The organism is Bacillus haikouensis (assembly GCF_013179555.1).
Taxonomy (GTDB): domain Bacteria; phylum Bacillota; class Bacilli; order Bacillales; family Bacillaceae_B; genus Rossellomorea; species Rossellomorea haikouensis_A.
The window spans coordinates 1-14116 of record NZ_JABMCR010000100.1; the positions used below are offsets into that span (position 1 = coordinate 1).

A 14116-nucleotide genomic window follows, 5' to 3' on the forward strand; every position below is an offset into this window, starting at 1 on the left:
AAAATGATAGAAAAGTAACAATAAGAGGACTAAAAAGGCTGTTGATGCCTTAAATAGAAGGTATTTATTCATTATATTCTTTCAATTATGGAGTGGATGTGGCTTGGATAAAGGAAAAATCATAAAATTTTATCGCCAGAAAGCCAAACTAACACAAGAACAACTTGGATATGGGATATGCTCAAATACACATGTAAGTAAAATTGAACAGGGAAAAACAGATTACTCTTCTGAAATTACAATGTTGTTTTCTAAACGGCTCGGGATTAATATTGAAGAGGAGTTAACACGGTATAAAAATATCAAGAGGCTCCTTCATTATTGGCATGATGCTATGATCAGACAACGAGATGGAGAAATCGAAACGATAAAAAACGAACTGGAGAAAGAACCATTAATAACGATCAGTGACTATCAAATTCTTTATGACCTTCTGAATGCAAGATACCATCTACTACATCATGATTTTAAACATGCCGACAAAATCATCAAAACCATAAAAAAGAAACATAAACATATGCCGCCGTACGAAAGAAACTTACTTAAGCATTTATCAGGCATGTATTACTTATCCAAAAAGGATGTATTAAAAGCATTCGCTAGCTTAGGAACTATTAACGTTGATGATTACAATAATGAAGAGTACTATTTAACGTTAGCAACCTCCTACCTTGCCACAGGTTCAAAGGTAATGGCTTATTACTATGCAGAAAAGTCGTTACGATATTTTATCAATAGTAATAATTTGCTTAAAATGATCGACGCAGAAATGATTATGTTGATGACGCGGGAGAGTGACGGATATCGTGATTTTCAACAGAAAGTCGAACAATACGATGCTTTAATTCAAACTTGCGATTTATGTCATGCTTTTGACAAGAAGGCACGGGTGCTGCATAACTTAGCTTATGAATACTACAATAGAAAAGAATATGAATCCGCAAAACGAATGTACGAACAATCCATGTCCCTGAAGGAAAAAAAATCAACAGGTTATTTAACCTCTCTGGAAGGATTCATCCAAAGCTGCCATAAAGGTAATTTATTGGCAAACAACGAACTAGAAAACCTTGTATTTGAAGGGATTTCCATTGCAATGGAGCTCAATGAATATTTATATTCAATCAGCTTTAAACTTCTTCACCTTCTACTAAAAAACCAACATACTGAATATTATAACTACCTAATCACTAACGCTCTACCCTACTTTAAAAAGCGTGGTTATGTATCAATGGTCCAACAATACGAAAAGGAACTCTTTCATTATTACGTGAAAACAGACGAAACCAATAAGGCTCTTGAGCTGGCGACAAAAATATTTTCGGATTAATTTATAATGGAAAATAAATGCCAGGAATTTACCCCTGGCATTTATTTGTATTCACTAATTTATTGTCTCAAGACCAATAGAACGGAATAATTTTTCTAACGTAACCTTGCCATGTTTTTCTTTTGGCTTTTTATTCTCTTTGGCGTCAGGTCCTTTTTCCAAGAAATTTTTCTCGATGAAGCGAAGATCCGTTTCATCTACTTTTCCGTCTTGGTTAATGTCTCCCTTGTTAACCCCTACATTTTCTTTTCCGTATGAGAAAACAGAGGTGATCGCATCTTGGATATCAATCATCTTGTCGCCATTGACATCACCTGCATAGTTTTTGTCCATACCTACTATCATTGCTACCCCGGCTAGCTCTCCATCGACGTTTTTCACTATTTTTGACGTTACTTTACTTGAAAGATGGCCTGGTACCTTCACATAGATTTCATACTCTTTTTCCGATAACGGAAGGTTATCGATTGTAAAATATCCATTATCAAATATTTTAGATGCTTCGTAAGTTTTACCATCTGCCGCTTTTGCATATACTTTTGCACCAAGCTTAGAATAGTCGATCGAATAATCCAATTGTCCATTTTCTTTATAGAAAGCTTCAGGTTTAATATTTCCATTCACTCTAGAGTGTCCAGCTAGAATAGTAAATGACTTGTCTTTAAATACTCGGATAATTGAAGGATCAGAATTTGATGTTTTCTTATATTTAAAGGAACGCGTTTCAAATGTCAAGTCCTCTGAGGCGTAGTATTCGTCACCAATGACTTTGAACGTGACATCTAAGAATGGCAGATCTTGATCGATTTTCAACTCATTTTGGTCAATTGAAGCCCCTACTTTGACTTTCATTCCAGAGTAATCTTCAGTGACTGTCGGTTCAGATAAGTTAACTGATACTCCTTTTTGCTCAGCGTATTGCTTAAATTCCTCATTGACTTTGACATTTTCAAATTCAAACAAACTTTTATAAAAAGGAATGCTGAATTCCCCGGAGGCTAGCTGCTGAACATTGTTCAAATTCAATGTCATCGTAATTTCGTCACCCAGACGGAGCTTATCTTTATCATAACTTGGAACCACATATTCTGTTCCTTCTTTTATGAACATGTAGTTCTTAATGCCTCCTGGATATTCTTCGGACGCTGTAGCATTATTAAAGGCAAACACGTTGGTATCTAAATAGGTCATGCTGTCAATTCTTTCCTTCATAGCAGGGAATCTAAAGTTTCCTTCACTATCTAGGTTAAGAAGGAAATGCTCATAGAAGCTATATTCCCACCAAAGTACACCATGGATTGATTGATCAATATTTATACCTTTCTCTTCTTTGAGCTTGTCGACGGCATCATCGTATACATTTCCATGTACCCATATTGCTTGACCATCATACCCATCTTCTGTTGTATACATTGAATCATTCACTTCATAAAGGCCAGGTTCCATGGATAATTCTACTTTTGGAGGCGTATTGTCAATCATAACAATGTCGTCCTTACTATATGCTTTACCCTGCTCATCATACCCAATCATTTCAAACGTATAAATACCTTCCGGCAATTTCACCTTTTCATCAGAAATTGGCTGCGAAGGATCATTGGTGAATGGGTATACCAGTCCATCAAAAATTTTATCTCCCCAATAATCAATACCAGTCAATAAATGGCTTGCATCAATGGTTCCCATAAATCCAATTGCTTCTCCGGATTTTCCATCTCTCACCAACATATCAATCGTCTTTAATGGGCTTGATATATTGATGATTGCATTGGTATATGCCGTCGTATACGGATGAATATTGACGGGATCATTCGTAATCATCGGTCTTGTCAATTCCATCCTCTCAAATCCTTTATCGGACACACGGATGGCAAAAGGGATTTGGTAGTTCTCTTCTTCATTTTTCGAATTGACAAGTTGAATGTATCCTTCATAACGTCCGACTTCCGCAACTTCTGAAACACGAATAACCGGCTCAATTTCAGCAGATTTTCCTGCTTCTACAGAAATCGTATCGGGCATCGTTACTTCTACCCCATTTTTGCCGGCATCTTGAATCTGTCCCTTAGCCGGTATAAACTCAACATTTGTAATAAATTCCTTCGTATCTTTTTCATTTAGATTTTGAATTACGACTTTTCTGCTGTCTTCAATATGTCCTTCTTCCTCTTTAAAGTGAGTGCCAAAAGCAATGGAACCCGTTTCTTCATCAATTTCGACAAGGCTGCCATCTTGTTCATGCATCGTTTTGTCCAGAACCTTCACCAATGTATCCGCATGGACTGACTCATACGCATCAATCCGGCCAGCGCCAACTTCATTAACGGAATAGTCACCATTCATTTCATCAGCAGTATTCATCAAAGCTTCCTTCACTTCAAAAGGTGTGTATTCGGGATGAGCTTGCATGATGAGTGCTGCAGCACCTGCTACGTGAGGAGAGGCCATTGATGTTCCACTTAGACGGCCATATGCAGCATCATAACTTTCTCCCTCTTCGGGATGATTGATAAACTCAGGAAAAGTTGAGGATATCGCCACACCTGGTCCTACGACATCTGGTTTAATGTCATCATTTCCGTGAGCTGGCCCTCTCGAACTGAATTCCGCTAAGTGATCTCCCCCTGTCTTGACACTTCCTAACGACTCAAAGGTAATTTCTGATTGTGATTTCAGTTGTTCCCCTTCAGCCTTTGATATGTGGAAAGCAGGTATATAATTAGTCCCTTTGCCTATAAAAGCTTCTATTTCACCATCGACATTGTTATAAATAATCGCCGCTTTAGCACCTGCATCTTTTGCATTTTGCACTTTTTCATCGAATGTAATGAGCCCTCGTTCAATGAACGCTACCTTACCAGCTACATCAACATCTTTAAAATCGCTTTGTGTCCCGATTCCCACTTCTACAATTGGAAGGGTCATATTCTGGAGGTCTTCCAAGTTATCTGTGAAATTTTGTGCTAACAGCTTCATATCCTTAATTTCTTGATTTCCCGAATTGGCAGTAATGGTCGGGACCGTTACTGACACATCGCTGGCACCAACTGTTATTCCTAATGCAGACGATCCTGGAGATCCCAGTGTTTTTTCATTAGGGCCTGTGTTACCTGCCGCAACGACCGTAACAACGCCAGAGAGCATTGCATTGTTAACCGCTATAGACGACGGATTAAGAGGGTCATTGATATTCGACCCTAGAGACAGGTTGATAACATCCATACCATCTGTTACCGACTTATCAATACCTGCCATTACAGCAGCGGTCGATCCACTCCCATACGGACCTAATACTCGGTATGCATAAAGATCGACATCAGGGGCTACCCCCTTTACGGCTGCTGGAGAGCTGTTTTCCTTGGATGCTGCGATGGACCCTGATACGTGTGTTCCATGGTATGTATAATAACTGGAACCATTGAATTCAGGCTTCCCGGAATCTTTCCACTCTTGATAAGTCGCCTCCATCGGATCTGAATCATTATCGACAAAATCGTAGCCGCCTTTAAACGAATCTTTTAAATCTGGATGGTTATAGTCAATACCTGTATCAATAACCCCTACTTTAATCCCTTCACCTGTAATATTCTCTTGGTGAAGTTTGTCCGCACCAATTTGTGAAAGACTGTCATCTACATGGGATGGAGTCCCTGAATTCATTTCTTTTGCCTCTTGTGGAAGATCAAGCTTAACTTCATTATCCTTCCACACTCGCTTCACAACTCCTGTACTGAGAAGCTCTTGAACTGCCCTGGCCGGCAACGTCATCGCTACTCCGTTGAAAGCTGCATGGAATTCTTTCGTTATCTTGGCATCCTCCATTTTTTCATCATCTGGTCTATTTAATTTCTTGACCTTTTTCCACTCTTTTTTGAACGTATCATGCTCACTTTCAGCTTTTTCTTTTGCAGAAGATAGAGACATTCTTTTCCCTTTGACAGCTTGCTTTGCGACCTCTACTTTTGCAGGAGCCTGATTAAATTCGACGATTACGTCAACCATTTCAGAGCTGTTTTGGTTTATCTCCGGTGATATGGTGAAACCAGGCGAAATCTCCAGCTCTTTCAATGCCTTCCTTTGCTGATCCGTTAAATTCATCAGAATTTGCTCTATATTTTTCTGTTTTTTCTGAAAATTTTTCTCAGCAACAGCTCCAGATGGTGCTCCTGCAGAAACTAACAAGCTAGCAATTAATGTGCCCTTTAAAATAGGTTTGAGATTTCTTATATTCATAACGTTCCCCCCTCGTTTTAATTGGTTAAACAATACCAGTACATCTGTAAAGTGTGATCATAGAACATGCAAGCAACGAACAAATAGAACTATTTGAAAAATATGGGTACCCTTGTTCAAATTTTATATAACCTTGCATATTGCGGCAATGGGGGGAATTGTTTGGTAACATCCTATCTTTTATAATGAAATCCAGTTTATAAATGAGGAAAATGAACTACTTCCTGAACCTCAAGCGTTTCCTCTGTTGAAACTATACATGCATATCTTAAGGGCTGTCTCCCTTACTATAAGAACAAGCAAGATAGAAAGAATACTATTTTTAAATCTATTATCCTCTAAACCAGCAACTCATCGGTGCATTACAATAGTAATAGGTGTTAAGATGTGAAAACACAACAAAAAATTCCCCCAAAAAGCAAACAACATGTAATCATAAGGAAAGTAATGAGAATTGGGCACACGAAAAAAGCTTGGAGTAAAAGGATAGGCCAAGCTTTTCCGTGTAGAAATAAAAGACCTCAAACTAGCAAGAACTTGCTTGGAATGGGTTCGTTCAGAAAATAATCATATATCTATAAACACTTAGGTATATTTCAAATTCCTTTTCCTGGTAAGCAAAAAAAAGTAAGGTTAGACTGAACAGAGTTCTTTCATACTAGATAAATAATCTTACTATGAAAATTAAGGATGTAGGTTAGCAAAGTTGTTAAAAACAGGAGATTAGAACATTTACTATAGAAAAAGCTCCTAGAAGTGACGAGTTTGTTAATATAGCGGCTGGCTGTTCTGGCAAGTTGGAAATCCATTAATATCTTGAATCATAAAATAATCATACTGTTTAAGAGCGAATTGCGCTTGATACAAATATTCAATAACAAGAACTTTTGACCCCGAAACACCGCACAGAATCCCTGATATTCCCTGCCCATTTGTTAATGAAATCCCTACAGGCTTACCTGTTAAATTTCTGATTTTATGTTGCCAAGGCATTATCATCACTCCTTTATATTAATCCTATTCCATTGGAAATGATTAGTACCTGTGCAGTTTATCCGTTCTGCATGATGAATTTGTTGATCTGTGATAAATAACTCATTTTGGATTCGTCATCCATTTTGTTCTCAAGCAGAAAAAAGCAACGACCATTGGCCGTTGCTCTCTATCCTTACTGAATATTTAATTCCTCCAACACACTTTCTAATGTTTGTCCATTTTGTGTTTTCAGAGGTTCTGGAGAGTTATCCATCCAAGGATTTTGCATCATGTAATTATTGATGACAAATTGCATATCCTTTGCATCTACTACTCCATCAAAGTTAATATCTGCTTCGCGTTTGTCTGTATTCCAATTCGATTGAATGGAAAGTGCGTCTTTCACATCAATTACATTATCTTGGTTCACATCTCCTGCAGGTGCAGGTTCAGGAAAGATTGCTTTCCCATAAGGTTTCACTTCACCATTTTCTATCAACCCGACTGTAAACCATTTCTTCACCTTGAAATGTCCCGGCACCTCCACCTCGAAAGTGAATGGTTTATCCGTTAGTGGTAATTTAGCTGTGAAGAAAGCAGTAGTCGTATGATTTTCAATCCCAAAACTGTTTGGATATTCTTTTCCTGCTTCATCTGTTACTTTTACTTTTGTGCCTGCTTTTACATAATCAAATTGTGTTAATGGCTCCTCTGGTACCCAAGGATTCCTAAATGCTTCCGGAAATACACGTGATTTCAAAATGGAGTACGTCCGTTCCACATGATAAGGTATACTAATACCGGTAGCGGATTTCATCGTATCATCTGTGTTGGTGTATGAGACATCGAATTGATTAAAAGTTGCATCCAACGCGTTAGAATCCTCGTTTACTTTGTATGTGATGTCTACCATTGGAACCTTTCCTGTTACCCCTGTTTGTCCAGCACCACCGGTTACAGTTGCGGTAATGGTCGTTTTCACCATCTTCTGTCCGCCGATGGTTACATCCGAATTTACTGTCTGGATATCCAGTTTCCCATTCAATGTTGCGTGGGGTTTAATGCTCGTTACATCTACGTTCGGTGGATTCACAAAGGAATACACTGCTTGCTTCATGTTTTTCATATTGTTCATCGAAAGGGTAACGGTCACCGAATCGCCCGCTGTTACTCTTTTTTTGTCTGGAATAGCTGTTCCATACTGAGTTCCTTGCTTCACATAATATACCTGTTTATAACTAGAATAGTTTTGCACTGTTGCCATGTTTTCTGCATACATTTTCACTGGAAGTACTGATACACCTGGGATCAGTGTGAGCTCCGTCGAAAATTTTCCGTCAGTGTCTAATGGAACTTCAGTGTTGTATCTACCAAACTGATAGACAAACTTATTATTAGCTTGAGACACATCCAAACCGCCGGCTTTCATTTCTTCAATACCTGGATCGTAAACAGAACCGGTTAATGGTACCGTTGTTTGATCCGGACTATATTCTACTACACCAGAGTCTACATTGAGATCGAGGGTTGGCTGGGTAACGCTATAGTAAACCGGGGCATCTGAGGTAAAGGTTTTCCCTTGATCATTTGTCCCTACCATCCTGATATTGTATAATCCCGGCTCGGTTTGTTCCTTATCATACGCGATTGGCTGATCTGGATTTCCTGTTAACGGATGGTAATAACCCTCGTTCAGCACACCTCTTAGATAGTATTCGATATTTTCATCGGCACCCATTCCGTCAAATGAACCAAGAAAACCGATTTCTTTGTTCGTTTTTGGATCGACAAGGAAGAGATCCATCGAACGCATATGAGATTTCAATTGGAAGTTAAGGCCGACTGACCATCGGATACCATTATAACCAGCCTCGACAGCGGTCGTAAAAGCAGGGGGATTCACTTCAATATGATCGATGCCTTCTTCCGCTGTATGAATGCCAAATGGAACACGATAGGTTTCATCCGGATTTTCTTTATTTGTATACACCACATATCCTTCATAGTTTCCTATTTCCGCCGTTTTAGGAACTAACATGGTAACTGCAGTTTTCTTTTTCTTACCTGCCTTCACTTTCAACGTTTCCTTTGTTTCCACGGTGACACCATTGGCCTTCGCATCGTTGGCCTCGCGGGAATAATCGTTATCAAACCTTTTTCCAAGAGTTTGGAATTCGACTTTCACGTCGAACGTTTTCGTTTCTTCGCTGCTATTGTACAGTGTGACCGAACGGGTCTCTCTTATATGCTTTCCATTGACAGTTTCAGCCCCGAAGCTAAGGGCACCTGTCGTCTCTTTAATCGTATGGATTCCCTCATCAGAAAGAGTCGACGCTCCTCCATCACTCGTTTCCGTCTCGTCACTTACTTGAATATTTGCTTGTGCATGAATCGCTTTATACGGATCCACACGTCCTGCGCCAACTTCAAATACACTGTAATCTCCGTTTAATGGAGCTGCCGTATTCATAAGCCTTGTTTTGATCTCGGCAGGCGTCATGTCAGGATCTGTTTGTTTTAATAGTGCCGCAACCCCTGCAACATTTGGCGATGCCATGGATGTACCGGATAAACGTTCATAAGCATTTTTGTAGTTCCCGATTTGGTCTTCTCCATGCACATATGATGGTACCGTAGATAAGACCGACACCCCGGGTGCCGTGACTTCAGGCTTTATATCATATAAGACACGGGATGGGCCCCGAGAGCTGAAGTCAGCTAGAACGTCCCCTCCGGTCACAACTGGATCACCTAACTCATCAAAGGAGAACGTTGCACTCCCAGAAGCCAGAGCTTCCTTCATTTCAGCTCCTTGTTCATCGCTTATAGAGAATACAGGAAGAGAGTCGAAACCTTCTCCTAAATACACATCTTCCAATGGATAAGCGTTGTATAACAGAAGTGCCTTCGCCCCTTCTTTTTTCGCATTCTTTATCATAGAGCGAAGATCAATATATCCACGTGTGTCAAGGATCACTTTCCCCTTCACATCTTTGTCAAAATAGGCGCCGTTTTCTCCATCTACAACCTGTAAATTTTGTCCTTTTAATTCTTCTATTTTATCGTCAAACCCTTTGGCAATCAGCTTTAAATCCGCTGATACATTTTCACCTGCATGTAGCGTACCTGTAAATGTCGGAATCGTGACAGAAGTATCGTTTGCCCCGACAGTAAGCGCCAGTGGAGAGGTACCAGGTGAACCAAGTGTATACATTCCATTTCCTGAGTTTCCTGCTGACACTACTGCCGTTACACCTGCAAGCACAGCATTGTTAACGGCAATACTTGTCACATAGAGCGGGTCGTTGTAATTTGCACCAAGGGACATGTTTATGACATCCATATCGTCTTCCACTGCTTGATCGATCCCGGCTAAAATGGCCCCAGTACTGCCTGTGCCTTGAGGACCTAATACACGGTACGCATAAATATCAGCATCTGGTGCTACACCGGTTACTGCATAGTCAGATTCGTTCTTACCTTGTCCGGCAATGATTCCTGCTACATGCGTTCCATGCTCCGTATAATATGGCGATGCAGACCATGGCTTCCCTGCTTTCACCCAATCATCATAGGTTGTTTCCATCGGATCATTATCGTTATCCACAAAATCATATCCGCCTTTATAGGCCTCTTGTAAATCAGGGTGATCATAGTCGATTCCAGTATCCAGAATCCCTACCTTCACACCTTCTCCTGTAAAGCCTTCATGATGGAGTTTTTCAATACCGGGAAAAGTGGTATTCGTATGCGTTACTTCCTTCTTCTTCGATTCTTCTTCTGTGACAGGCGGCTCGATGTGAACTTCCTTATCACTCCAGACAGCCTTCACCGCCTCAGAATCAAGCAGTGCTTTTGCCTTATTGGCAGGGATGGTCATCGCCACACCATTAAATGCATGCTTATATGCCTGCTTGATTTTGAAAGGGGATTTCTTTTGTTTTAACTCATTTTTGAAAATCGTTTGCAGATCTTTTTGAAAGCCTTCATGAGCTTCATTTACTTTTTCTTTTGCTTTTGTCTTAGACAGGGATTTCCCTTCTAGTTCGGCTTCCAAAATCGCCGTCTTCTCCGGCTTGTTCTTAAATTCAACAATGATAGAAATGGAATCGTTACTCTTTAGATCTACCTCTGAAGATAACTGCAGTCCTCCTTGGTCATGCGTTTGTAATTTTTTAATCGCTTGACGCTGCTCGGGAGTAAGATTTGATAGAACTTGATCAATACTTGATGATGGTTTTGCATGAACCTGGTGAGTTAGTGATGCTGGCACAAGACTGCTGCCTGCCAGACCAGCACTGAGTGCCAATAAAGTAACATTCCTAGTGATCCTCTTTTTCATCTGTCATTTCCCTTCTTTCTTATCAGGTAATATATTCATATTATTTAAAATTGATAGAATATTACTTTTGCGAAATTTCATCAAATTCAGTTTTTTTCTCTTCATCTTACATGCTGTAGATTAAAATAGATTAGCTGCGTCGCCTGCATAACTTCGTGAAGGAATTTCCCCGCATTCTTTTAAACTTAATAATTGTATATATTTGTTTTTTTGGTCAGGAGTCGCATGATGCCTATACTTCCAATAAACAAGAAGACATTTTTTGAACCTCTCTACATTGCCTATCTGATTTGCTTTATTCGCCACATTTAATAATTCATCCAATCCTTCAGGCAATGAAAGGGTTTCACACTGGTACAAAGCATGTGCATAACGAAAATCTAAATGCACCTTCTCCTTTAGCCACTGTTCTCCACCTACAGCCAAGTCATCAATAATATGTTTATACCAATCCAACAACCGGTTAGCATCCTCCAATCGATTCAGATGAACAAAAGCCTCCAGCACCTTTGGCAAGCCGACATATGTATCCTCTCTCTCTTCTAACCAAGTAAGATACTCATCTGCATACTCCAAATATCCAAAATCTAAATATGCTGCAAACCGGTTTCCAGCTGCTATTTCAGCAAAATATTCGTTTACTAATGCATATTTAGCCGTAACAGCCAACACTTCTTCAAGTGAACCCCCAAGGCGTGCCAATGCAAAGCTCCTATACATCAGAGCTCTTGCATAATACTCACCCTCCTTGACCATGCTTTCCAATCTTTCAGCGTAATACAGAACTTCTTTCCATTGCTCACGCCGGTAGTAATACGCTGTTATCCATAAATACGCTTCCATTCTTACTTCTCTTGGCAAACACATCAGATGCTCTAACACATGCGTAAGTGCCATTTGTGCGTTCTCAGTTAATCTCACAATATAAAATCGCCTAAAATAACTAGTAGCCAATTGTTCTGAAAAATCATTCGATTCATTTTCTACGATCAACTCATATAAAGGTAATGCCTTCTCTTCTTTGTTGGCTTTAAACAGCTTTTCCGCGACGGAAAAAATGTAGGTTAAATAGGTGGTTCGGACCGAGTGTGACGTTTCTGCTACCATGGTAAGCAACAGGTCACGCTTCTGATTCTCATAACCAAGTGTTATACATTTATACAAGAACTGAACACTTCTGCGCTTATCCAATAATTTGTGTTCGTTAAAGCATTCCTCAACATAAAAGGGATAGAGAAAACCTTCCACTAACCCAAGAGCATTCGTAATGGCGTCCATATGTTTTAGTGAAAGTGGTTGCTTGTGATTAAAGATCCGGCTTATATCACTCATATGAATCCCTGATCGTTGTGCCAGGTCTATTTTTCTCCATCCCGCCTCTTTCATAAAGTCCTGAATCTCCTGAAACAAAGCTGCATTCATTTTCCTCACCTGCTATTAGCTTAAAATTCCTTCACTTTTTTTGTGCACATATAATACGATAAGATTTGATTTCTCACTAACTAATCGGTTAGTTTCAATTTCATTCTATATAGATTTGAGATGATTTTAATTCTGAGAAATTTCATCAAATTGATTTAGTCTATCATTCGCCAAAATTCATCAGTTAGAACTTAGTACTCTCTTTATACAAAAAAAGAGATGCCCCATAGGACACCTCTTTCCCGTTTTTTGTTATTCATCATATTCTAGACTAATTGAATGGATATAAAATCCCGTAATATGTTCCTTTTAATGTGTTTCCAGATATAAAACTTGTGCTTGTTTTTAAGTGTTCTGGAACGTCCACACAATTGGATTGTACGTCCTATCATCAGCTGGTACACCTGAAATGGAATATTTCTCACATGGGTCAGTCGCACCGCTGTACCTTTCGCCACTTGGGGATAAACCATATTTTTCTGACGACTCCATAAGGTAATGTTCTTGATCCTGGTTAACGGAATGCTTTCGTCTTCAAATAGCTAATAACATTCATGCTTACAAGTAACTGTCCTCTGTTGCTTGTAAGCATGGTTAAAGATTAATTCATTTATAAGTTCATTCGATAACTAAATCTCCTCACATGATGAAAACATTAGTACTTCACAAAATTCAGTTGAAATCTTTCTGCATGATCCCGATACAGTCTCGTGATTGCTTCATAAAATCGGGCCAGCTGTAGCATTACGGATTGCGTTTTCCTGTTTTCCTCCTCGAAGCAGCCTTTGACCGTCCTCCAATCAACTAAATATCCGCCCAAAAATCACCATATTCTACACAATTATAAAAAAATCCCGCTAACCATCATTTGGCCAGCGGGATTCATCCTCTAATTTTACCTTTATATTAATTATTACCCAAGAACATGGTATCCTGAGTCCACATGAAGGTTTTCACCTGTGATTCCTCTTGAGAGGTCACTGAATAAGAATACAGCGGTGTCTCCAACCTCTTCTTGCGTTGTATTTCGGCGCAGAGGTGCGCGCTCTTCGATTTCTTTGAGGATAGAGTTAAAATCGCCTACCCCTTTAGCGGATAATGTACGGATTGGGCCTGCAGAAATGGCATTCACACGGATGCCGTGCTTTCCGAGGTCACTTGCAAGGTATTTTACACTTGCTTCAAGCGATGCTTTTGCCACACCCATGACGTTATAGTTCTGCATCACTCTTTCCCCGCCTAAGTAGGTCATGGATACGATGCTTCCACCCTCGGTCATTAAATCTTTCGCGACTTTCGCGACCGCCGTTAACGAATAAGAGCTGATGTTGTGGGCGAGAAGGAAACCGTCTCTGGTCGTGTTCATATAATCCCCGGCAAGCTCTTCTTTATTTGCAAAAGCAATGCAGTGGGCAAGTCCATGTATCACTCCCACTTCTTCTTTGATCGTGGCGAAGCATTTTTCGATGTCTTCGTCACTCGTTACATCACAAGGAAGTACAAGAGAGTCCTCTCCGCCTTCTAGTGTATTTGCAAGATCGCTGACACCTTTTTCAAAACGTTCTCCCGCGTATGTAAAGATTAATCGCGCACCTGATTGATGAAGGGAACGAGCAATCCCCCATGCGATACTTCTTTTATTGGCAACACCCATGACTACAAATGTTTTGCCTGCTAATGAAAGAGTCATTGTTATCCTCCTATTGTTACAAGTTATTAGTACCTGATACTAATTCTACATGAATCATTAAAAAAAGAAAAGGTACAAATTTTTATGATAACTTCTTTTTCGTCTCTTCGATTTGGTGGATATG

6 protein-coding genes are annotated in these 14116 nt (G+C 39.7%); 1 reads left to right on the forward strand and 5 read right to left on the reverse strand.

Features of this window, described 5'->3' with window-relative positions; all coding sequences use genetic code 11:
- Positions 1-103: 103 nt before the first annotated feature.
- On the forward strand, positions 104-1330 hold the full coding sequence (locus HP456_RS11285) for a transcriptional regulator (protein ID WP_172251090.1): 1227 nt from the start codon (positions 104-106) through the stop codon (positions 1328-1330).
- Between the two features lie 54 nt (positions 1331-1384).
- On the opposite strand, the gene HP456_RS11290 is transcribed toward HP456_RS11285, so the two are convergent.
- The 5 genes from HP456_RS11290 to fabI all read right to left on the reverse strand — a co-directional run bounded on the left by HP456_RS11290 (position 1385) and on the right by fabI (position 13992).
- Positions 1385-5563 (reverse strand): S8 family serine peptidase, encoded by a 4179-nt coding sequence (locus tag HP456_RS11290; RefSeq protein WP_172251092.1) that lies wholly within the window; start codon positions 5561-5563, stop codon positions 1385-1387.
- A 768-nt stretch (positions 5564-6331) separates the two neighbouring features.
- Positions 6332-6556, reverse strand: coding sequence for a hypothetical protein (locus HP456_RS11295; RefSeq protein ID WP_172251094.1), 225 nt, complete (start codon positions 6554-6556; stop codon positions 6332-6334).
- A gap of 175 nt (positions 6557-6731) precedes the next feature.
- The gene (locus tag HP456_RS25350; RefSeq protein ID WP_172251096.1) at positions 6732-10880 is read right to left on the reverse strand and encodes a S8 family serine peptidase; all 4149 of its coding nucleotides are present in this window, start codon (positions 10878-10880) and stop codon (positions 6732-6734) included.
- Between the two features lie 120 nt (positions 10881-11000).
- A complete protein-coding gene (locus HP456_RS11305; RefSeq protein WP_172251098.1) occupies positions 11001-12302 on the reverse strand; it encodes a helix-turn-helix domain-containing protein in 1302 nt (433 codons plus the stop codon).
- 913 nt (positions 12303-13215) lie between these two features.
- On the reverse strand, positions 13216-13992 hold the full coding sequence (fabI, locus tag HP456_RS11310) for an enoyl-ACP reductase FabI (RefSeq protein WP_172251100.1): 777 nt from the start codon (positions 13990-13992) through the stop codon (positions 13216-13218).
- Positions 13993-14116: the final 124 nt, after the last annotated feature.